This is a genomic window from Stenotrophomonas sp. JC08 (genome assembly GCF_052180205.1).
Taxonomy (GTDB): Bacteria; Pseudomonadota; Gammaproteobacteria; order Xanthomonadales; family Xanthomonadaceae; genus Stenotrophomonas.
The window spans coordinates 2,083,482-2,103,577 of record NZ_CP197473.1 but is presented as its reverse complement, the minus strand read 5'-3'; the positions used below and the strand labels follow the sequence as shown (position 1 = coordinate 2,103,577).

The window sequence follows — 20,096 nt, the reverse complement described above, 5'->3', positions numbered from 1 at the left end:
TGCCATGCGCTGGGCTTGCCTGCTGCTGCCGCACCTGGCGATGGATGCCGTCCTCCGGCAATTGCCGACGCCGGAGGTGCCGCTGGTGCTGGCCAGTGGCCCGGCGCAGCGCCGGGTGTTGCATGCGGTCGCTCCTGCGGCCCAGCGACTGGGCCTGCGGCGGGGCATGCGCCTGTCGGCGGCTCAGGCCCTTGGTTCGGATTTCATCGTCCAGAATCACGACCCGCGCGTGGACCAACAGGCGTTCCTGTTGCTGGCGACATGGGCATACAGTTTCAGCTCGCAGGTCTGTACCGAGTTCGGGCATGCACTGGTGCTGGAGATCGGCGCCAGTCGGGCTCTGTTCGGGCAGTGGCCTGATCTGGAACGGCGCCTGCGCAGTGAGCTGGATATGCTGGGCTTCCGCCATCGCCTGGTGGCCGCGCCCAATCCCCACGCCGCCTATGTGCTGGCCCGCAACCACGACGGGCTGGGGGTGGATGAAGGGCAACTGGAAGCGGCGCTGGGGCGGGTGCCCATCGAACGTGCCGGCCTGCCTAAGGTCGCAGTCGATACCTTGAGCCGCTCGGGCCTGCGTACCCTTCGGCCGGTATTCGCGCTGGCCCGCGAGAGCCTGGTACGGCGTTTCCCGCCGGAGGTGCTGGCCCATCTGGATGCCATCCGGGGCAGGGACGCCGCGCCGCTGGCGTATTTCCAGCCGCCCGACCGTTTCATGGCCCGCATCGAGTTCGAGTACGAGGTCGAATCCAGCACCGCACTGCTGTTTCCACTGCGCCGGCTGACTGGTGATCTGGCCGCTTTCCTGTCCAGTCGCGACGGCGGGGTGCAGCGCTTCGTGCTGAAGTTCGAGCACGAGCGTCACCCGGCCAGCACCCTGGTGGTGGGCCTGCTGACCGCCGAGCGCGATGCCGCCGTGCTGTTCGAGCTGGCACGCAGTCGTCTGGATCATCTGCGGTTGCCGGCTGGCACGCGCGGCATGTCGTTGCTGGCCGAGGAACTGCCGCCGTTCGTGCCGGTGGCGCGCGACCTGTTCGACACCCGGCCACAGCAGGCGATGGATTGGGAGCAACTGCGCGAACGGTTGCGGGCACGTTTGGGGGACGAGGCCGTCCAGGGCATGAGCGTGCACGCCGATCACCGTCCTGAACGGGCCTCCGGGGTGTCGTCGGCTTCAACGTTGCCACCGCAGTTGCCCCAGCGTCCGGCATGGCTGTTGCCGCACCCGGTTCCGTTGCGGGGTTTCGGGATGGAAGTGCTGTGCGGACCGGAGCGGATCGAATCGGGCTGGTGGGATGGCGAGCCGGTGCGCCGCGACTATTACGTGCTGCAAACGCGCAACGGCCAGCGCGCCTGGGCTTTTACCGCACCGGGCGAGCGTGGCCCGTTCATGCTGCACGGGTGGTTCGCATGAGCGCGCCGGCCTATGCGGAACTGCATTGCCTGTCGGCTTTTTCCTTCCAGCGCGGGGCCTCCACGGCCAAGGAACTGTTCCAGCGGGCCAAGGAACAGGGCTACACCGCCCTGGCCATTACCGACGAGTGTTCGCTGGCCGGCATCGTGCGTGCCCACGAGGCGGCAAGGGAATCGGGTGTGAGGCTGGTTGTCGGTGCGGAGATGCAGGTCGAAGACGGGCCGAAGCTGGTGCTGTTGTGCGAGAACCTGGCCGGCTACCAGATCCTGTGCCAGTTGATCACGGTGGCCCGGCGACGGGCGAAGAAGGGGCAATACCGATGCCTGCGTGAGGACTTTCCTGACGAGGTGCCCGGACTTTTCTGCCTGCTCTGTCAGGCAACTCCCACGCCCGATAGCGACATCGACTGGTTGAAACAGCGCTTCCCCGGATGCCTCGGACTGGCGCTGGAACTGCACCGCGGGCCGGATGACGTCCAGCACCAGGACAGGCTCCAGCAGCAATCCATCCACCATGGGCTGCCGCTGGTGGCCGCGGGCGATGTGCATATGCATGTGCGCCGCCGTCGCGCCCTGCAGGACACGCTCACCGCCATCGGCCACCGCTGCACCGTGGCCGAAGCGGGCTGGCGGCTGTTCCCCAATGGTGAACGTCACCTGCGTACCCGGCAGGCGCTGGCGGCGATCTATCCGGCTGAGGCTCTCGCGCAGAGCGTGCGCATTGCAGCGCGGTGCCGCTTCAGCCTCGACGAGCTGCGATACACCTATCCCCGCGAACTGGTGCCGGCCGGTTACACGCCGGCACGCTGGTTGCGGCAACTGGTCGAGGAGGGCGCGGCATGGCGTTGGCCGCAAGGGGTACCGGACAAGGCGCGCAGCCAGATCGAGCACGAGCTGGCGTTGATTGCCGAGCTCGACTACGCGTCCTACTTTCTCACCGTCCACGATCTGGTGCGGTTTGCCCGCAGCCGCGGCATCCTGTGCCAGGGCCGTGGATCGGCAGCCAATTCGACGGTCTGTTTCGCGCTGGGGGTCACCGAGATCGATCCGTCACGGATGTGCCTGCTGTTCGAGCGCTTCATCTCGCGCGAGCGCAACGAACCGCCGGACATCGACATCGATTTCGAACACGAGCGGCGCGAGGAAGTACTGCAGTATGTGTTCCAGCGCTACGGGCGTGATCGTGCCGCGCTGACGGCGGTGGCCACCAGCTACCGTGGCCGCAGCGCGATCCGTGATGTGGCCCGGGCGCTGGGCCTGCCTTCCGACCAGATCGACGAGCTGGCCCGGACACTGGATCGCTGGAGCGGCGATACCCCCTTGCCGGAGGCGCTGCGCGAGCGTGGTTTTGATCCGGACGCGCCGGTCATGCGCCAGCTGCTGGCATTGACCGGTGAACTGATCGACTTCCCCCGCCACCTGTCCCAGCACCCGGGAGGCTTCGTGATCTCCGAGCATCCGTTGCACACCCTGGTGCCGGTGGAGAACGCGGCGATGGACGGGCGCACCGTCATCCAGTGGGACAAGGACGACCTCGACGCGCTGGGGCTGATGAAGGTCGACTGCCTGGCGCTGGGGATGCTCACCGCCGTGCGCAAATGCCTGGACATGCTGCGTGACACGGGCCGGCGCGAGCTGACGATGGCCACGATTCCCGCCGATGACCGCCACACCTACGCCATGATCGGCAAGGCCGATACCGTGGGCGTGTTCCAGATCGAATCGCGGGCGCAGATGGCGATGCTGCCGCGGTTGCGGCCATGCAATTTCTACGACCTGGTGATCGAGGTGGCGATCGTGCGCCCCGGGCCGATCCAGGGCGACATGGTCCATCCCTACCTGCGGCGTCGCAATGGCGAGGAACCGGTCGAATACCCTCCGCAACTGGGTCATGTGTTCGAGCGTACGCTGGGCGTGCCGCTGTTCCAGGAGCAGGTGATGCAGCTGGCGGTGGCGGCGGCCGGTTTCACCCCGGGCGAGGCCGATGCGCTGCGTCGTTCTATGGCGGCATGGAAACGCCGCGGCGGGCTGGAGCCGTACCGGGAAAAGCTGACCCAGGGCATGCTCGAACGCGGCTACAGCCTCGACTATGCCGAGCAGCTCTTCCACCAGATCAAGGGCTTTGGCAGTTACGGTTTTCCCGAAAGCCATGCCGCCAGCTTCGCACTGGTCACCTATGCCAGTTGCTGGCTCAAATGCCACGAACCGGCGGCGTTTGCCGCCAGCCTGATCAACAGCCAGCCGATGGGCTTCTATACCCCGGACCAGATCCTGCAGGACGCGCGCCGCCATGGGGTCAAGGTACGGCCGGTGGACGTACGTTACAGCCAGTGGGATTGCACATTGGAGTTTGCCCGCGGTGATAGGTCGGGAAATCCTGAAATCCGCCTCGGACTCCGGATGATCGACGGGTTCCAGTCGGCGGTGGCCGAGCGGCTGGCCGGGCAACGGCAACATCGGGGCTTCACCGATGTGGCCGACCTCAGCCATCGCGTGGATCTGGATTCGCGCCATCTTGCATTGCTTGCCGACGCGGGCGCATTGAAGGGGTTGGCCGGGCACCGCCATCGCGCACGCTGGCAGGCATCGGGCGTGGAAAAGACGCTGCCGCTGTTCGAGGGCCTGCCGGGAACCTGCGAGCCCGCACCGGCCTTGCCGCTGCCCACGCCATGGCAGGACACGCAAGCCGACTACAGCACCACGGGGACCACCCTGGGCAGGCACCCGATGCGCTTCATTCGCCGGCAACTGGAGGCGCGTGGCTACCTGCGTTCGGTGCAACTGGAAGCGCTGCCGCACGGCAGGCGCGTGCGCCATGCCGGCATCGTGCGCATGCGGCAGTCGCCTCCCACGGCCAGCGGCGTGACCTTCGTGACGCTGGAAGATGAGGACGGCATGATCAACGTCGTCGTCTGGCAGCAGGTGATGCAGCGGCAGCGCCGGACGCTGGTCGAGAGCCGGTTGCTCGGCATCGAAGGGCGATGGGAGCGGGTGGAGGGGGTTTCGCACCTGATCGCCGAACGGATGACCAACCTTGATGGGCTGCTCGGTGGCCTGGAGACAGGCAGCCGTGACTTCAGATAGACATCACTTGGCTGACTACCGGGGTGGATGGACGGTATTTCGAACAGGGCGCGTGACCCGCCGATAGATTGCTGCCATGACCAGGTAGGGTGCGATGCCTGACCCCGCGACCGGACTGGCTTCGGCAAAAACGGCGATTTCTGTCCGATTACACCGGATGCGAGAGGGGTCTAATCCATAGCAGGTCTTCCTTGCGGTCTAACACAGCCAACACCAGCGTCCCTGCAGTTCTCCAACCCATTGGTTTCCCGTAGGAATTCCCTGATTCCAACTCTTGCCCGGACGTGGAATACTCCGTGCAACACCGCAATTAGGCGGTCCAATAAGCGTTGTGCCGCTGCGTGATACTAAAACGGGTCTACATTCTCAACTATAATGCGATTATCTCTTGCATTTTCCCCGAAGTCATGCCAACATCAAAAGAAGAGAGTTAAATATGCTGCAATTAGAAATGATTGAATGTTTTAAGGAAGCTTGCCAGCGAGATGAGCGTATCTCAGGCGTACTCATGTTCGGCTCGTTTACGGTCGGCGAGGGAGACGCATTCTCTGATATTGAATTTGCGGTCTTTATCCAAGATGATGAATTTGAAAATTTCGAGCAGAAACCATGGCTCAATTCAGTGAGTCCACTTGCCGCCTATTTCATAGATGATTTCGGTCACCACACAGCACTTTTCCATAATGGCGTGCGTGGCGAGTTCCATTTCGAGCGCGCATCCAATTCATCAATCATTGCTAGCTGGCAAGGCTATGGTTGGTTTCCTTCTCTATCTTCAGCCGTGATACTGGATCGTACCGGTGAATTATCACAATATGCATCACTACTGGTGGGAGGGCCGCCGATACGAGAAGGTGCCTCATTGGTCGAGGGATTAACATTGAACCTCATCAACCTAATGCTTCTCGGTGCCAATCTTCTCAATCGCGGCGAATTTGCCCGCGCGTGGGTATTGTTGAGTAAAGTTCACGAGAATTTACTCAAGTTGATCCGTCTCCATGAAGGCGTGACAGACCACTGGCCAACCCCTTCACGCGCGTTGGAGCAAGAACTTTCCACCACCGTCTATGATTGCTACATCGCCTGTACATCCAGCGCGCAGCCAACCGCATTATGTGCTGCTTATCAGCAGTCGTGGAATTGGAGTTGCGAGTTGTTCAAGAGTATTGTCATTCCACTAAATGTAGAGCTGCCGCACAGCATCATTGCTCATGTGAGCACTTTACTTGATAAGGCATCTGCTAACCACAATCTGCATTGACGGGCTTTTCAGCGTTGCCTTAATTAAGGGCGTCAAAGCAAATAGCAACTGCTACGCACCAACACCGGCACAACAAGGCGCTGCACCCGACCGCCTACAGCTCCGTTCGTCGTTCCTCCTCTCTGCGCTTCCGGCGGCGGGTGAGCTTGTCGTTAGGCCTTGTTTCCCGCAGTGTCGTAGCCGGGCTCTAGGTGCCTTGCAGCATCTCGCTCATTTGCGGCATTTGCACTTCGCAAGCGCGGGAGCTGCATCGGCAGTCACCCGTGGTACTCCTCGGCTTCGGACAGGCGCGACTTTGGCGCAAGTACGATCATCCTGAGTCGGCTTCCTGAGGGTTAGCGGTGCGAGTTCTCGGCCGCGCGCCCGGGCAATCCGGCTCCGTCCGCAGAAAGCTCAAGCCCGAGCTGCCGGGCCAGACTTGTTGTACTGTTTGGCCAGGGGTTGGGTCGCGGTGCTGGGCATCGGCGGCCTAACAATGCGTTCAAGCCGAAGCCGCTTCGTTACGCGGTCCAGGCGGCAGGTAAAGCTTGCCACCTGGTCCGCTCCACTACGCGCCTCGGCTTAACTTAGGTGTTAGGCCGCAGGTGATGCTTTGACGCACAACGTGCTCTTTGTCTGTGGCAAGAACCGTCTTCGCAGTCCTACTGCAGAGCAGGTATTCGCGGACTGGCCGGGCGTTGAGACGGCTTCGGCGGGGACGGGGCACGACGCGGACTGCCACGTCTCGGCTGAGCTCATCGGCTGGGCAGATACGGTGCTCGTCATGGAGTCGGCGCACCGGGCCAAGATCGCGGCCAAGTTCCAGCCGCAACTGCGCGGCAAGCGCGTAGTGGTCCTCGGCATTCCGGACCAGTACGAGTACATGGCGCCGGAGCTCGTGCGGCTACTCCAGCAAAAGGTTCCGCGCCACTTGCCGGCTCGCGGGGGCGCAGCTTAGTCTGCGGCCTAACAATGCGTTCAAGCCGACACCGCATCGGGGCGCGAACCACATGGCAGGTACAGCTTGCCATGTGCTTCACGCCCCGCTGCGGCGCGGCTTAACTTAGGCGTTAGACATCATGAGGGAAGCGGTGACCATCGAAATTTCGAACCAACTATCAGAGGTGCTAAGCGTCATTGAGCGCCATCTGGAATCAACGTTGCTGGCCGTGCATTTGTACGGCTCCGCAGTGGATGGCGGCCTGAAGCCATACAGCGATATTGATTTGTTGGTTACTGTGGCCGTAAAGCTTGATGAAACGACGCGGCGAGCATTGCTCAATGATCTTATGGAGGCTTCGGCTTTCCCTGGCGAGAGCGAGACGCTCCGCGCTATAGAAGTCACCCTTGTCGTGCATGACGACATCATCCCGTGGCGTTATCCGGCTAAGCGCGAGCTGCAATTTGGAGAATGGCAGCGCAATGACATTCTTGCGGGTATCTTCGAGCCAGCCATGATCGACATTGATCTAGCTATCCTGCTTACAAAAGCAAGAGAACATAGCGTTGCCTTGGTAGGTCCGGCAGCGGAGGAATTCTTTGACCCGGTTCCTGAACAGGATCTATTCGAGGCGCTGAGGGAAACCTTGAAGCTATGGAACTCGCAGCCCGACTGGGCCGGCGATGAGCGAAATGTAGTGCTTACGTTGTCCCGCATTTGGTACAGCGCAATAACCGGCAAAATCGCGCCGAAGGATGTCGCTGCCGACTGGGCAATAAAACGCCTACCTGCCCAGTATCAGCCCGTCTTACTTGAAGCTAAGCAAGCTTATCTGGGACAAAAAGAAGATCACTTGGCCTCACGCGCAGATCACTTGGAAGAATTTATTCGCTTTGTGAAAGGCGAGATCATCAAGTCAGTTGGTAAATGATGTCTAACAATTCGTTCAAGCCGACCGCGCTACGCGCGGCGGCTTAACTCCGGCGTTAGATGCACTAAGCACATAATTGCTCACAGCCAAACTATCAGGTCAAGTCTGCTTTTATTATTTTTAAGCGTGCATAATAAGCCCTACACAAATTGGGAGATATATCATGAAAGGCTGGCTTTTTCTTGTTATCGCAATAGTTGGCGAAGTAATCGCAACATCCGCATTAAAATCTAGCGAGGGCTTTACTAAGCTTGCCCCTTCCGCCGTTGTCATAATCGGTTATGGCATCGCATTTTATTTTCTTTCTCTGGTTCTGAAATCCATCCCTGTCGGTGTTGCTTATGCAGTCTGGTCGGGACTCGGCGTCGTCATAATTACAGCCATTGCCTGGTTGCTTCATGGGCAAAAGCTTGATGCGTGGGGCTTTGTAGGTATGGGGCTCATAATTGCTGCCTTTTTGCTCGCCCGATCCCCATCGTGGAAGTCGCTGCGGAGGCCGACGCCATGGTGACGGTGTTCGGCATTCTGAATCTCACCGAGGACTCCTTCTTCGATGAGAGCCGGCGGCTAGACCCCGCCGGCGCTGTCACCGCGGCGATCGAAATGCTGCGAGTCGGATCAGACGTCGTGGATGTCGGACCGGCCGCCAGCCATCCGGACGCGAGGCCTGTATCGCCGGCCGATGAGATCAGACGTATTGCGCCGCTCTTAGACGCCCTGTCCGATCAGATGCACCGTGTTTCAATCGACAGCTTCCAACCGGAAACCCAGCGCTATGCGCTCAAGCGCGGCGTGGGCTACCTGAACGATATCCAAGGATTTCCTGACCCTGCGCTCTATCCCGATATTGCTGAGGCGGACTGCAGGCTGGTGGTTATGCACTCAGCGCAGCGGGATGGCATCGCCACCCGCACCGGTCACCTTCGACCCGAAGACGCGCTCGACGAGATTGTGCGGTTCTTCGAGGCGCGGGTTTCCGCCTTGCGACGGAGCGGGGTCGCTGCCGACCGGCTCATCCTCGATCCGGGGATGGGATTTTTCTTGAGCCCCGCACCGGAAACATCGCTGCACGTGCTGTCGAACCTTCAAAAGCTGAAGTCGGCGTTGGGGCTTCCGCTATTGGTCTCGGTGTCGCGGAAATCCTTCTTGGGCGCCACCGTTGGCCTTCCTGTAAAGGATCTGGGTCCAGCGAGCCTTGCGGCGGAACTTCACGCGATCGGCAATGGCGCTGACTACGTCCGCACCCACGCGCCTGGAGATCTGCGAAGCGCAATCACCTTCTCGGAAACCCTCGCGAAATTTCGCAGTCGCGACGCCAGAGACCGAGGGTTAGATCATGCCTAGCATTCACCTTCCGGCCGCCCGCTAGCGGACCTGGTCAGGTTCCGCGAAGGTGGGCGCAGACATGCTGGGCTCGTCAGGATCAAACTGCACTATGAGGCGGCGGTTCATACCGCGCCAGGGGAGCGAATGGACAGCGAGGAGCCTCCGAACGTTCGGGTCGCCTGCTCGGGTGATATCGACGAGGTTGTGCGGCTGATGCACGACGCTGCGGCGTGGATGTCCGCCAAGGGAACGCCCGCCTGGGACGTCGCGCGGATCGACCGGACATTCGCGGAGACCTTCGTCCTGAGATCCGAGCTCCTAGTCGCGAGTTGCAGCGACGGCATCCATGTCTCGACGATGCCAGCGGAGTGCTTAAGCTACTCCTAGCGCATTGGGCGCTGGGACGGGGCGGGGGTGCATAGCCATGCACCGGCGGATAAGCGTGCGCGCGGCTCGCTCCACCGATTTGGCTAGGGGAGCGCGGTGCTGCGCCAGCTTTCTAGAATGTCGCTTACTTCGCGGCTGACAATTAACCGCGCCTCGGCGCGAGCCATACCGGAGATCGCCAAAAGTCGATCGTAGTCGGTAAGTTGGTGGCGGGCGAAGGTTGAGGCCACAATGCCGACGACCTTGCCTAGCGAGGCTTCTGTCCACCGTTTGGCCAGAATCCGTTCGATGAGGATCTCGCGGTATTCCGGCGGGCAGCGAGCTTGATGTTTGCGAAAATGTCGCTCGACCGTCCGCCGGGTGAATAATGTGCCTTGCTGCATGCGATGCCTCCAAGGAGACGCTCGCATCGGCCTACGCCAAAAGGGGTCGCATGAGGTGCTTGGGGGCCGCCAAAAGGGTAGCTCAGCGACATGCCTTCCGATGTTGCCGTCAGCTAATCGCCAACCTTGGGGGGCGGCAGTTCGTTCGGCGTTCCCCACGACAATAGCCAGGCTTTCACAGCCTCGTGGCTGATAGTCCGGCCTGCCTCAATGTCGGCAATGCCCTCGGCGGTCGCTTCCTGGTCGTCGTCAAAGTTGTCGGCTTGGGAGTTCACGCAGTCCAACTACCACAACACCCGACCGCCCGGCCACACCGGTCCGACGCCTACGCCTTTAGGGGTCGTTTGCGGGAAGGGGCGGAATCCTACGCTAAGGCTTTGGCCAGCGATATTCTCCGGTGAGATTGATGTGTTCCCAGGGGATAGGAGAAGTCGCTTGATATCTAGTATGACGTCTGTCGCACCTGCTTGATCGCGGCCGCGATAGCTAGATCGCGTTGCTCCTCTTCTCCATCCGCGTTCCAAGCTGCGGAAAGGCACCCATAAGCGTACGCCTGGTCGAGCAGGCGACGCGGATCGACGTCCAGCGCACGAGAGAATGCGTCCGCCATCTGTGCAATGCGTCTAGGATCGAGACAAAGGTCGTCTCTGTCAGCCGGATCGTAGAACATATTGGCGGCGCCAAAGCCCACTTCACCGACCAGACCGACGGGATCTATCACCAGCCAGCCGCGACTGGAGAACATGATGTTTTCATGATGCAGATCGCCATGTAGCCCACGCAGTTCCGAGGCATTGCTCATCATTTGATCGGCTATAATCGCCGCGTGGACGTAGTCAGTTTGACAACCTGCGTTTTGATCATCGCGCGCCCGCTGAAACAAAGCTGCAAAGCGATCCCGGATCGGGAGAAGGGCAGAAGGCAGGGGTTCCTCAGATGCGGCATACAGCTTCGCCATTAGTTCCGCTGCAATTTCGGTCGCCTGGTAGTCGCCGTGCTCGGCAACGATGTGAGAGAGCATTCGCTCCCCGGCATATTCGAGCAACATCAGATTGTTCTCACGACCGAGCAACCGGACTGCTCCCCTCCCATTGCGCCATACCAGATAGTCGGCCCCGCGCAGTTCATCAGCAATGTCTTCTATAGGTTTCAATCCCTTGACGATTGCAGGAGTCCCGTCTGGCAATGAAACTTTCCAAACGAGGCTGGAAAAGGTGTCCGCAATGAGAACAGGTTGCGAAACGTGCCAATGAGCAGGAAAAACAGGCGGCATGAACATCAACCCCAAGTCAGAGGGTCCAATCGCAGATAGAAGGCAAGGCGTTCGCGGTCGGGGGCTTCGATCCCCAATACATTGAATAGGACAGCGAAGGCGCGCTCTGCTTCATCTGGCGCTGCCCAGTTCTCTTCGGCGTTAGCAATCATGAGTGCCAAATCGGCATAGCGATCTGCTGTTCCGAGCCGCCCAAGGTCGATCAGACCCGTACATTGAAGAGTTCTAGGGTCTACCATGAAGTTCGGCATGCAGGGATCACCATGGCAAACAACCATATCGGTGCGCTCTTGGTCGAGCCGCACCGGTAGCTCTCGTTCGACACGAGCCAAAAGATCGAGCTGCGGCGTACTCTTGTCCTCGTCAGGTAAGAAGTCGGGATTGACGGCATTGCGGGACACCACATCAACGGCGCGTCCGATCATTCGCGACAGCCTGCGCTCAAACGGACATTGATCAACCGATAGGCTGTGAACAGCCCCAAGTTGCTGCCCCATTGACGGCCACGCTTTGAGCAAATCTGCTCCAGACAGATCCGCCGCCGGTACTCCCGGAATTGCCGTTATCACTAGGCATGCGCCCTCCTGTTCCTCCTGCCAGTTGATTACCTCGGGGCAAGCCACACCTCGACCTTTGAGCCAAATGAGGCGGTCACGCTCTCCAGCGAGCTCACCGCGACGGGAAGCAGGTGCGATTTTCGCGAAGGCATGCCCGTCACCACGTCGAAAAACAAAATCACCGGATTCTCCGCCTCTGACAGGCAACCAGTCAGAATGCGATTCACCCAAAAAAATAGGCACTGTTGCAAATAGTCGGTGGTGATAAACTTATCATCCCCTTTTGCTGATGGAGCTGCACATGAACCCATTCAAAGGCCGGCATTTTCAGCGTGACATCATTCTGTGGGCCGTACGCTGGTACTGCAAATACGGCATCAGTTACCGTGAGCTGCAGGAGATGCTGGCTGAACGCGGAGTGAATGTCGATCACTCCACGATTTACCGCTGGGTTCAGCGTTATGCGCCTGAAATGGAAAAACGGCTGCGCTGGTACTGGCGTAACCCTTCCGATCTTTGCCCGTGGCACATGGATGAAACCTACGTGAAGGTCAATGGCCGCTGGGCGTATCTGTACCGGGCCGTCGACAGCCGGGGCCGCACTGTCGATTTTTATCTCTCCTCCCGTCGTAACAGCAAAGCTGCATACCGGTTTCTGGGTAAAATCCTCAACAACGTGAAGAAGTGGCAGATCCCGCGATTCATCAACACGGATAAAGCGCCCGCCTATGGTCGCGCGCTTGCTCTGCTCAAACGCGAAGGCCGGTGCCCGTCTGACGTTGAACACCGACAGATTAAGTACCGGAACAACGTGATTGAATGCGATCATGGCAAACTGAAACGGATAATCGGCGCCACGCTGGGATTTAAATCCATGAAGACGGCTTACGCCACCATCAAAGGTATTGAGGTGATGCGTGCACTACGCAAAGGCCAGGCCTCAGCATTTTATTATGGTGATCCCCTGGGCGAAATGCGCCTGGTAAGCAGAGTTTTTGAAACGTAAGGCCTTTGAATAAGACAAAAGGCTGCCTCATCGCTAACTTTGCAACAGTGCCGAATTTAGCGCGGTCGCTAAACATTTCGGCACCACCCAGGTGCTGCACGATATCAATCTGAAAATTGATGCCGGTGAATACCGGCTGGCTGCCGACGATCCGGATGAGGAGAACACCCTCGCCACGGCAGTTTTCACCCTCGATGCCAACCACGTCAGGTGGCAAATTTTCGACATTAACCGCGACGATGCTAAATTTCAGGGAGAAGTGCGTGGGTGAGATAGCCGGTCGTCAGTCATAAAGGGCAGGGTAGTACCGTTGGCCCGGCGTTCGATAGTACCGTCCGGATACTGCCAGATATCGGCGTCCAGGGAGATGTCCTGAAGCGCGGTGTCCGGAATTTCAGGTTTGTGTCTCTACAAAGACTAACTATCAGAAAAACTCATCGAGCATCAAATGAAACTGCAATTTATTCATATCAGGATTATCAATACCATATTTTTGAAAAAGCCGTTTCTGTAATGAAGGAGAAAACTCACCGAGGCAGTTCCATAGGATGGCAAGATCCTGGTATCGGTCTGCGATTCCGACTCGTCCAACATCAATACAACCTATTAATTTCCCCTCGTCAAAAATAAGGTTATCAAGTGAGAAATCACCATGAGTGACGACTGAATCCGGTGAGAATGGCAAAAGCTTATGCATTTCTTTCCAGACTTGTTCAACAGGCCAGCCATTACGCTCGTCATCAAAATCACTAGCATCAACCAAACCGTTATTCATTCGTGATTGCGCCTGAGCGAGACGAAATACGCGATCGCTGTTAAAAGGACAATTACAAACAGGAATCGAATGCAACCGGCGCAGGAACACTGCCAGCGCATCAACAATATTTTCACCTGAATCAGGATATTCTTCTAATACCTGGAATGCTGTTTTCCCGGGGATCGCAGTGGTGAGTAACCATGCATCATCAGGAGTACGGATAAAATGCTTGATGGTCGGAAGAGGCATAAATGCCGTCAGCCAGTTTAGTCTGACCATCTCATCTGTAACATCATTGGCAACGCTACCTTTGCCATGTTTCAGAAACAACTCTGGCGCATTGGGCTTCCCATACAATCGATAGATTGTCGCACCTGATTGCCCGACATTATCGCGAGCCCATCTATACCCATATAAATCAGCATCCAGGTTGGAATTTAATCGCGGCCTCGAGCAAGACGTTTCCCGTTGAATATGGCTCATAACACCCCTTGTATTACTGTTTATGTAAGCAGACAGTTTTATTGTTCATGATGATATATTTTTATCGGCACTGTTGCAAATAGTCGGTGGTGATAAACTTATCATCCCCTTTTGCTGATGGAGCTGCACATGAACCCATTCAAAGGCCGGCATTTTCAGCGTGACATCATTCTGTGGGCCGTACGCTGGTACTGCAAATACGGCATCAGTTACCGTGAGCTGCAGGAGATGCTGGCTGAACGCGGAGTGAATGTCGATCACTCCACGATTTACCGCTGGGTTCAGCGTTATGCGCCTGAAATGGAAAAACGGCTGCGCTGGTACTGGCGTAACCCTTCCGATCTTTGCCCGTGGCACATGGATGAAACCTACGTGAAGGTCAATGGCCGCTGGGCGTATCTGTACCGGGCCGTCGACAGCCGGGGCCGCACTGTCGATTTTTATCTCTCCTCCCGTCGTAACAGCAAAGCTGCATACCGGTTTCTGGGTAAAATCCTCAACAACGTGAAGAAGTGGCAGATCCCGCGATTCATCAACACGGATAAAGCGCCCGCCTATGGTCGCGCGCTTGCTCTGCTCAAACGCGAAGGCCGGTGCCCGTCTGACGTTGAACACCGACAGATTAAGTACCGGAACAACGTGATTGAATGCGATCATGGCAAACTGAAACGGATAATCGGCGCCACGCTGGGATTTAAATCCATGAAGACGGCTTACGCCACCATCAAAGGTATTGAGGTGATGCGTGCACTACGCAAAGGCCAGGCCTCAGCATTTTATTATGGTGATCCCCTGGGCGAAATGCGCCTGGTAAGCAGAGTTTTTGAAATGTAAGGCCTTTGAATAAGACAAAAGGCTGCCTCATCGCTAACTTTGCAACAGTGCCCCTGCGTGCGCTGCTGCCATGTCCACTACCTGACGCCGGTGATGGTGATGGCCTCGCCGGAGCGGGAATTTCTTAACCTCGACGAATTTAGACGATCGGCGGGCGAGGGGATGTCGTGGCAAGGTCCGCCTTGCGCTGCTCCGCAAGGGCGACACCAGCGGGTTCGTCGGCGGCCACGCCTAGCGCGACCGCAACCAAGCGTCGAAAAAGTATACGCTCGTCACCCGCCGTCTCCTGTGCTGAGAGTCTCAGGCCGATCGGCCGGCAGGGCTCAATGTCAGCAAACGCGTGATGAGCGGTGGCCTTCAACAGTGATAAGGCGGCACCAGAGAAAAATCACTCAGGGTCAATGCCAGCGCTTCGTTAATACAGATGTAGGTGTTCCACAGGGTAGCCAGCAGCATCCTGCGATGCAGATCCGGAACATAATGGTGCAGGGCGCTGACTTCCGGTGCCAGCAGATATTTTGGCAGTTTGCCTTGGATCAGAGCCATCTGACGCAGGGCTAGTGCAGCCGGATAGTCAATAGCTACCGGCAGCGGTGCGGACTGTTGTAACTCAGAATAAGAAATGAGGCCGCTCATGGCGTTGACTCTCAGTCATAGTATCGTGGTATCACCGGTTGGTTCCACTCTCTGTTGCGGGCAACTTCAGCAGCACGTAGGGGACTTCCGCGTTTCCAGACTTTACGAAACACGGAAACCGAAGACCATTCATGTTGTTGCTCAGGTCGCAGACGTTTTGCAGCAGCAGTCGCTTCACGTTCGCTCGCGTATCGGTGATTCATTCTGCTAACCAGTAAGGCAACCCCGCCAGCCTAGCCGGGTCCTCAACGACAGGAGCACGATCATGCGCACCCGTGGCCAGGACCCAACGCTGCCCGAGATGCGCCGCGTGCGGCTGCTGGAGATGGCGGACGCGATGGATATGTTCTGCCAAGGGTTGGTTTGCGCATTCACAGTTCTCCGCAAGAATTGATTGGCTCCAATTCTTGGAGTGGTGAATCCGTTAGCGAGGTGCCGCCGGCTTCCATTCAGGTCGAGGTGGCCCGGCTCCATGCACCGCGACGCAACGCGGGGAGGCAGACAAGGTATAGGGCGGCGCCTACAATCCATGCCAACCCGTTCCATGTGCTCGCCGAGGCGGCATAAATCGCCGTGACGATCAGCGGTCCAATGATCGAAGTTAGGCTGGTAAGAGCCGCGAGCGATCCTTGAAGCTGTCCCTGATGGTCGTCATCTACCTGCCTGGACAGCATGGCCTGCAACGCGGGCATCCCGATGCCGCCGGAAGCGAGAAGAATCATAATGGGGAAGGCCATCCAGCCTCGCGTCGCGAACGCCAGCAAGACGTAGCCCAGCGCGTCGGCCGCCATGCCGGCGATAATGGCCTGCTTCTCGCCGAAACGTTTGGTGGCGGGACCAGTGACGAAGGCTTGAGCGAGGGCGTGCAAGATTCCGAATACCGCAAGCGACAGGCCGATCATCGTCGCGCTCCAGCGAAAGCGGTCCTCGCCGAAAATGACCCAGAGCGCTGCCGGCACCTGTCCTACGAGTTGCATGATAAAGAAGACAGTCATAAGTGCGGCGACGATAGTCATGCCCCGCGCCCACCGGAAGGAGCTGACTGGGTTGAAGGCTCTCAAGGGCATCGGTCGACGCTCTCCCTTATGCGACTCCTGCATTAGGAAGCAGCCCAGTAGTAGGTTGAGGCCGTTGAGCACCGCCGCCGCAAGGAATGGTGCATGCAAGGAGATGGCGCCCAACAGTCCCCCGGCCACGGGGCCTGCCACCATACCCACGCCGAAACAAGCGCTCATGAGCCCGAAGTGGCGAGCCCGATCTTCCCCATCGGTGATGTCGGCGATATAGGCGCCAGCAACCGCACCTGTGGCGCCGGTGATGCCGGCCACGATGCGTCCGGCGTAGAGGATCCACAGGACGGGTGTGGTCGCCATGATCGCGTAGTCGATAGTGGCTCCAAGTAGCGAAGCGAGCAGGACTGGGCGGCGGCCAAAGCGGTCGGACAGTGCTCCGAGAACGGGTGCGCATAGAAATTGCATCAACGCATATAGCGCTAGCAGCACGCCATAGTGACTGGCGATGCTGTCGGAATGGACGATATCCCGCAAGAGGCCCGGCAGTACCGGCATAACCAAGCCTATGCCTACAGCATCCAGGGTGACGGTGCCGAGGATGACGATGAGCGCATTGTTAGATTTCATACACGGTGCCTGACTGCGTTAGCAATTTAACTGTGATAAACTACCGCATTAAAGCTTATCGATGATAAGCTGTCAAACATGAGAATTCGCGAATGAACAAGCTCCAACGCGAGGCCGTGATCCGAACCGCGCTCGAACTGCTTAACGACGTGGGCATGGAAGGTCTAACGACGCGCCGACTGGCTGAGCGCCTCGGGGTGCAACAGCCAGCGCTCTACTGGCATTTCAAGAACAAGCGTGCGTTGCTCGACGCACTTGCCGAAGCCATGCTGACGATAAATCACACGCATTCGACGCCAAGGGATGACGACGACTGGCGTTCGTTCCTGAAGGGCAATGCATGCAGTTTTCGACGGGCGTTGCTCGCTTATCGCGATGGCGCGCGTATTCATGCCGGGACGCGGCCAGCCGCGCCGCAGATGGAAAAAGCCGACGCGCAGCTTCGCTTCCTTTGCGATGCTGGCTTTTCGGCAGGTGACGCGACCTATGCGTTGATGGCAATCAGCTACTTCACCGTCGGCGCTGTTCTTGAGCAGCAAGCTAGCGAGGCAGACGCCGAGGAGCGGGGCGAAGATCAGTTGACCACCTCAGCGTCTACGATGCCGGCGCGCCTACAGAGCGCGATGAAAATCGTCTACGAAGGCGGTCCGGACGCGGCATTCGAGCGAGGCCTGGCTCTCATCATCGGCGGTCTTGAAAAAATGAGGCTCACTACGAACGACATTGAGGTGCTGAAGAATGTTGACGAATGACAGGGGGCGGCAGGTGCGGAGGGCGCGGTTGCTTCGTCATATGAAGCAAAGTCACCTAGCTGAATTAATGGGTGTGGATCAGGCAACCGTGTCGCGCTGGGAGCGGGGCACCCTTGCATTGTCGGATGGGAGGTGGTCAGCGGTTCTTCAATTGCTTACCGGGCCTTCCGATTCATCGTACGACGCTGCGCTGAAGCGTCTGGTGCAATCCTCCGCCCACAAAGTCCATCTGGTAGCGACCGGACACATTGTTTGCTCGCGGCATCTCCGGCCAGGCAAAGGGAATTGCGGATTGACCTAGCCGAACTCCTTGGTAAATCGCTGCGTGTTTATGCGTCCCCGAGATAGTTGCGGCCGACTCTGCGCTTAATGGGCTCGGTTGGCATGAGGGGCGGCTGGGGTCACTCGAGGTGGATACCGGCCCGAACTGGAGCGAGGAACTTCCATACTGCCAAGGCGAATGCTGTGGGAGCGCATCATGCTCGCTGATGGTAGCCCGGCACTACTTGTTACCACCACAGCTTAATGCGAAGGGTGCTCCTGTTCTTGTGCATATTTTATGCGCTGCTGATTGTGCATCGAACTGATAACCTCAACGGGTCTGCTTTGTAGTTCACCACACCCCTGACGCGCGCGTGCCGGATAAGCAGAACTATGGTGCCGATGGATGTCAGGAACACTCGGCCTGGTTCGTAACTAGGTCGTCCTGCGCGATCCTGCGGCTAGGGCCGGAATCGTGCTCGCCAGTCAGGCGCTGATGAAGCCTATGGGCACTGTTGCAAATAGTCGGTGGTGATAAACTTATCATCCCCTTTTGCTGATGGAGCTGCACATGAACCCATTCAAAGGCCGGCATTTTCAGCGTGACATCATTCTGTGGGCCGTACGCTGGTACTGCAAATACGGCATCAGTTACCGTGAGCTGCAGGAGATGCTGGCTGAACGCGGAGTGAATGTCGATCACTCCACGATTTACCGCTGGGTTCAGCGTTATGCGCCTGAAATGGAAAAACGGCTGCGCTGGTACTGGCGTAACCCTTCCGATCTTTGCCCGTGGCACATGGATGAAACCTACGTGAAGGTCAATGGCCGCTGGGCGTATCTGTACCGGGCCGTCGACAGCCGGGGCCGCACTGTCGATTTTTATCTCTCCTCCCGTCGTAACAGCAAAGCTGCATACCGGTTTCTGGGTAAAATCCTCAACAACGTGAAGAAGTGGCAGATCCCGCGATTCATCAACACGGATAAAGCGCCCGCCTATGGTCGCGCGCTTGCTCTGCTCAAACGCGAAGGCCGGTGCCCGTCTGACGTTGAACACCGACAGATTAAGTACCGGAACAACGTGATTGAATGCGATCATGGCAAACTGAAACGGATAATCGGCGCCACGCTGGGATTTAAATCCATGAAGACGGCTTACGCCACCATCAAAGGTATTGAGGTGATGCGTGCACTACGCAAAGGCCAGGCCTCAGCATTTTATTATGGTGATCCCCTGGGCGAAATGCGCCTGGTAAGCAGAGTTTTTGAAATGTAAGGCCTTTGAATAAGACAAAAGGCTGCCTCATCGCTAACTTTGCAACAGTGCCCTCGTGTGCACCAAAGCGAGGTGAGCATGGCGACGGAGGCTCTGTTGCAAAGATTGGCGGCAGTCAGAGGTAGGCTGTCGCTCTGCGCCGATCAGGCGGCTGCTGCGAAATGGTGGTTGAGCATGCCCATGGCCTCCGTCAGCGCCGAGGGCCCAATGCCAAAAGCTCTCTCCACAAGGCGCACCTCGCCCCTGATGCCGGGCTGCAGGCACCAGGGGCGAGCCTGTCCTTTGCGCAGGGCTCGCATGACTTCGAATCCCTTGATCGTGGCATAGGCCGTGGGGATCGATTTGAAACCGCGCACCGGCTTGATCAGTATCTTGAGCTTTCCGTGATCGGCCTCGATCACGTTATTGAGATACTTCACCTGCCGGTGGGCCGTCTCCCGGTCCAGCTTTCCTTCGCGCTTCAATTCGGTGATCGCTGCACCATAGCTCGGCGCTTTGTCGGTATTGAGCGTGGCAGGCTTTTCCCAGTGCTTCAGGCCTCGCAGGGCCTTGCCCAGGAACCGCTTCGCTGCCTTGGCGCTGCGGGTCGGCGACAGGTAGAAATCGATCGTGTCGCCCCGCTTGTCGACTGCCCGGTACAGGTAGGTCCACTTGCCCCGCACCTTGACGTAGGTTTCATCCAGGCGCCAGCTCGGATCAAAGCCACGCCGCCAGAACCAGCGCAGCCGCTTCTCCATCTCCGGGGCGTAGCACTGGACCCAGCGATAGATCGTCGTATGGTCGACCGAAATGCCGCGTTCCGCCAGCATTTCCTCAAGGTCGCGATAGCTGATCGGATAGCGACAATACCAGCGCACCGCCCACAGGATCACATCACCCTGGAAATGGCGCCACTTGAAATCCGTCATCGTTCCGTCCGT

General features: G+C 58.4%; 21 protein-coding genes. 14 read left to right on the top strand and 7 right to left on the bottom strand.

The window, feature by feature from the left end; translation table 11 throughout:
- The first annotated feature begins 4 nt into the window (after positions 1 to 4).
- From ACSBPQ_RS09635 to sul1, 7 genes are all read left to right on the top strand, one after another.
- Positions 5 to 1,411 carry a Y-family DNA polymerase gene (locus ACSBPQ_RS09635; RefSeq protein WP_232522519.1) on the top strand — a complete coding sequence of 469 codons (1,407 nt, stop codon included), beginning with the start codon at positions 5 to 7 and terminating at the stop codon, positions 1,409 to 1,411.
- Positions 1,408 to 4,494 carry an error-prone DNA polymerase gene (locus ACSBPQ_RS09630; RefSeq protein WP_442681944.1) on the top strand — a complete coding sequence of 1,029 codons (3,087 nt, stop codon included), beginning with the start codon at positions 1,408 to 1,410 and terminating at the stop codon, positions 4,492 to 4,494. The genes ACSBPQ_RS09635 and ACSBPQ_RS09630 overlap by 4 nt, the downstream gene beginning before the upstream one ends.
- Before the next feature lie 436 nt (positions 4,495 to 4,930).
- Positions 4,931 to 5,755 carry a lincosamide nucleotidyltransferase Lnu(F) gene (gene lnu(F), locus ACSBPQ_RS09625; RefSeq protein ID WP_442681943.1) on the top strand — a complete coding sequence of 275 codons (825 nt, stop codon included), beginning with the start codon at positions 4,931 to 4,933 and terminating at the stop codon, positions 5,753 to 5,755.
- Positions 5,756 to 6,347: 592 nt separating this feature from the next.
- Entirely contained in the window at positions 6,348 to 6,692 is a 345-nt protein-coding gene (locus ACSBPQ_RS09620; protein WP_057640797.1) for a low molecular weight protein tyrosine phosphatase family protein, read from the top strand.
- Between the two features lie 121 nt (positions 6,693 to 6,813).
- Complete coding sequence (locus ACSBPQ_RS09615; RefSeq protein ID WP_001206356.1) at positions 6,814 to 7,605, top strand: ANT(3'')-Ia family aminoglycoside nucleotidyltransferase AadA2; 792 nt, start codon at positions 6,814 to 6,816, stop codon at positions 7,603 to 7,605.
- A gap of 163 nt (positions 7,606 to 7,768) precedes the next feature.
- On the top strand, positions 7,769 to 8,116 hold the full coding sequence (locus tag ACSBPQ_RS09610) for a quaternary ammonium compound efflux SMR transporter QacE delta 1 (RefSeq protein WP_000679427.1): 348 nt from the start codon (positions 7,769 to 7,771) through the stop codon (positions 8,114 to 8,116).
- Complete coding sequence (gene sul1 / locus ACSBPQ_RS09605; protein WP_000259031.1) at positions 8,110 to 8,949, top strand: sulfonamide-resistant dihydropteroate synthase Sul1; 840 nt, start codon at positions 8,110 to 8,112, stop codon at positions 8,947 to 8,949. The genes ACSBPQ_RS09610 and sul1 overlap by 7 nt, the downstream gene beginning before the upstream one ends.
- Positions 8,950 to 9,401: 452 nt before the next feature.
- Here the strand turns inward: sul1 and ACSBPQ_RS09600 are convergent, their stop codons facing one another.
- The 3 genes from ACSBPQ_RS09600 to aph(3'')-Ib all read right to left on the bottom strand — a co-directional run bounded on the left by ACSBPQ_RS09600 (position 9,402) and on the right by aph(3'')-Ib (position 11,774).
- Positions 9,402 to 9,701, bottom strand: a complete 300-nt coding sequence (locus ACSBPQ_RS09600) for a DUF2293 domain-containing protein (RefSeq protein ID WP_001183923.1) — start codon at positions 9,699 to 9,701, stop codon at positions 9,402 to 9,404.
- Between the two features lie 442 nt (positions 9,702 to 10,143).
- Positions 10,144 to 10,980 (bottom strand): aminoglycoside O-phosphotransferase APH(6)-Id, encoded by an 837-nt coding sequence (locus tag ACSBPQ_RS09595; protein WP_000480968.1) that lies wholly within the window; start codon positions 10,978 to 10,980, stop codon positions 10,144 to 10,146.
- Positions 10,980 to 11,774, bottom strand: a complete 795-nt coding sequence (aph(3'')-Ib, locus tag ACSBPQ_RS09590; RefSeq protein ID WP_442681942.1) for an aminoglycoside O-phosphotransferase APH(3'')-Ib — start codon at positions 11,772 to 11,774, stop codon at positions 10,980 to 10,982. The genes ACSBPQ_RS09595 and aph(3'')-Ib overlap by 1 nt, the downstream gene beginning before the upstream one ends.
- A gap of 58 nt (positions 11,775 to 11,832) precedes the next feature.
- Between aph(3'')-Ib and ACSBPQ_RS09585 the strand changes: the two genes are divergently transcribed.
- Positions 11,833 to 12,537: an IS6-like element IS26 family transposase gene (locus ACSBPQ_RS09585; RefSeq protein WP_001067856.1), complete on the top strand. Its 705-nt coding sequence runs from the start codon at positions 11,833 to 11,835 to the stop codon at positions 12,535 to 12,537.
- A 91-nt stretch (positions 12,538 to 12,628) separates the two neighbouring features.
- The gene (locus ACSBPQ_RS09580; RefSeq protein WP_000902128.1) at positions 12,629 to 12,808 is read left to right on the top strand and encodes a hypothetical protein; all 180 of its coding nucleotides are present in this window, start codon (positions 12,629 to 12,631) and stop codon (positions 12,806 to 12,808) included.
- Positions 12,809 to 12,961: 153 nt separating this feature from the next.
- Here ACSBPQ_RS09580 and aph(3')-Ia read toward each other — a convergent pair whose 3' ends face one another.
- Positions 12,962 to 13,777, bottom strand: coding sequence for an aminoglycoside O-phosphotransferase APH(3')-Ia (gene aph(3')-Ia / locus ACSBPQ_RS09575; protein WP_000018326.1), 816 nt, complete (start codon positions 13,775 to 13,777; stop codon positions 12,962 to 12,964).
- Between the two features lie 129 nt (positions 13,778 to 13,906).
- On the opposite strand from aph(3')-Ia, the gene ACSBPQ_RS09570 reads away from it, so the two are divergent.
- Positions 13,907 to 14,611 carry an IS6-like element IS26 family transposase gene (locus ACSBPQ_RS09570; protein WP_001067855.1) on the top strand — a complete coding sequence of 235 codons (705 nt, stop codon included), beginning with the start codon at positions 13,907 to 13,909 and terminating at the stop codon, positions 14,609 to 14,611.
- Positions 14,612 to 14,968: 357 nt separating this feature from the next.
- Here the strand turns inward: ACSBPQ_RS09570 and ACSBPQ_RS09565 are convergent, their stop codons facing one another.
- Entirely contained in the window at positions 14,969 to 15,247 is a 279-nt protein-coding gene (locus ACSBPQ_RS09565; protein ID WP_000015696.1) for a tyrosine-type recombinase/integrase, read from the bottom strand.
- 265 nt (positions 15,248 to 15,512) lie between these two features.
- Between ACSBPQ_RS09565 and ACSBPQ_RS09560 the strand changes: the two genes are divergently transcribed.
- Positions 15,513 to 15,641, top strand: a complete 129-nt coding sequence (locus tag ACSBPQ_RS09560; RefSeq protein WP_001260374.1) for a type VI secretion protein — start codon at positions 15,513 to 15,515, stop codon at positions 15,639 to 15,641.
- Between the two features lie 55 nt (positions 15,642 to 15,696).
- On the opposite strand, the gene tet(C) is transcribed toward ACSBPQ_RS09560, so the two are convergent.
- Positions 15,697 to 16,887 (bottom strand): tetracycline efflux MFS transporter Tet(C), encoded by a 1,191-nt coding sequence (tet(C), locus tag ACSBPQ_RS09555; RefSeq protein WP_001297013.1) that lies wholly within the window; start codon positions 16,885 to 16,887, stop codon positions 15,697 to 15,699.
- Positions 16,888 to 16,979: 92 nt separating this feature from the next.
- Between tet(C) and tetR(C) the strand changes: the two genes are divergently transcribed.
- The 3 genes from tetR(C) to ACSBPQ_RS09540 all read left to right on the top strand — a co-directional run bounded on the left by tetR(C) (position 16,980) and on the right by ACSBPQ_RS09540 (position 19,176).
- Positions 16,980 to 17,639, top strand: coding sequence for a tetracycline resistance transcriptional repressor TetR(C) (gene tetR(C), locus ACSBPQ_RS09550; protein ID WP_001038045.1), 660 nt, complete (start codon positions 16,980 to 16,982; stop codon positions 17,637 to 17,639).
- The gene (locus tag ACSBPQ_RS09545) at positions 17,626 to 17,940 is read left to right on the top strand and encodes a helix-turn-helix domain-containing protein (RefSeq protein ID WP_061342203.1); all 315 of its coding nucleotides are present in this window, start codon (positions 17,626 to 17,628) and stop codon (positions 17,938 to 17,940) included. The genes tetR(C) and ACSBPQ_RS09545 overlap by 14 nt, the downstream gene beginning before the upstream one ends.
- 531 nt (positions 17,941 to 18,471) lie before the next feature.
- Positions 18,472 to 19,176 carry an IS6-like element IS26 family transposase gene (locus ACSBPQ_RS09540; protein ID WP_001067855.1) on the top strand — a complete coding sequence of 235 codons (705 nt, stop codon included), beginning with the start codon at positions 18,472 to 18,474 and terminating at the stop codon, positions 19,174 to 19,176.
- 143 nt (positions 19,177 to 19,319) lie between these two features.
- Here ACSBPQ_RS09540 and ACSBPQ_RS09535 read toward each other — a convergent pair whose 3' ends face one another.
- On the bottom strand, positions 19,320 to 20,084 hold the full coding sequence (locus ACSBPQ_RS09535) for an IS6-like element IS6100 family transposase (protein WP_001389365.1): 765 nt from the start codon (positions 20,082 to 20,084) through the stop codon (positions 19,320 to 19,322).
- Between the last annotated feature and the right edge of the window lie 12 nt (positions 20,085 to 20,096).

Excerpts from the sequence above, each read along its gene's own strand:
- ACSBPQ_RS09560 (WP_001260374.1), top strand. The coding sequence starts at position 15,513 with ATGCGCACCCGTGGCCAGGACCCAACGCTGCCCGAGATGCGCCGCGTG.
- ACSBPQ_RS09570 (WP_001067855.1), top strand. The coding sequence starts at position 13,907 with ATGAACCCATTCAAAGGCCGGCATTTTCAGCGTGACATCATTCTGTGG.
- ACSBPQ_RS09545 (WP_061342203.1), top strand. The coding sequence starts at position 17,626 with ATGTTGACGAATGACAGGGGGCGGCAGGTGCGGAGGGCGCGGTTGCTT.
- ACSBPQ_RS09565 (WP_000015696.1), bottom strand. The coding sequence starts at position 15,247 with ATGAGCGGCCTCATTTCTTATTCTGAGTTACAACAGTCCGCACCGCTG.
- ACSBPQ_RS09585 (WP_001067856.1), top strand. The coding sequence starts at position 11,833 with ATGAACCCATTCAAAGGCCGGCATTTTCAGCGTGACATCATTCTGTGG.
- ACSBPQ_RS09600 (WP_001183923.1), bottom strand. The coding sequence starts at position 9,701 with ATGCAGCAAGGCACATTATTCACCCGGCGGACGGTCGAGCGACATTTT.
- ACSBPQ_RS09610 (WP_000679427.1), top strand. The coding sequence starts at position 7,769 with ATGAAAGGCTGGCTTTTTCTTGTTATCGCAATAGTTGGCGAAGTAATC.
- ACSBPQ_RS09535 (WP_001389365.1), bottom strand. The coding sequence starts at position 20,084 with ATGACGGATTTCAAGTGGCGCCATTTCCAGGGTGATGTGATCCTGTGG.
- ACSBPQ_RS09540 (WP_001067855.1), top strand. The coding sequence starts at position 18,472 with ATGAACCCATTCAAAGGCCGGCATTTTCAGCGTGACATCATTCTGTGG.
- ACSBPQ_RS09615 (WP_001206356.1), top strand. The coding sequence starts at position 6,814 with ATGAGGGAAGCGGTGACCATCGAAATTTCGAACCAACTATCAGAGGTG.
- ACSBPQ_RS09595 (WP_000480968.1), bottom strand. The coding sequence starts at position 10,980 with ATGTTCATGCCGCCTGTTTTTCCTGCTCATTGGCACGTTTCGCAACCT.
- ACSBPQ_RS09635 (WP_232522519.1), top strand. The coding sequence starts at position 5 with ATGCGCTGGGCTTGCCTGCTGCTGCCGCACCTGGCGATGGATGCCGTC.
- ACSBPQ_RS09630 (WP_442681944.1), top strand. The coding sequence starts at position 1,408 with ATGAGCGCGCCGGCCTATGCGGAACTGCATTGCCTGTCGGCTTTTTCC.
- sul1 (WP_000259031.1), top strand. The coding sequence starts at position 8,110 with ATGGTGACGGTGTTCGGCATTCTGAATCTCACCGAGGACTCCTTCTTC.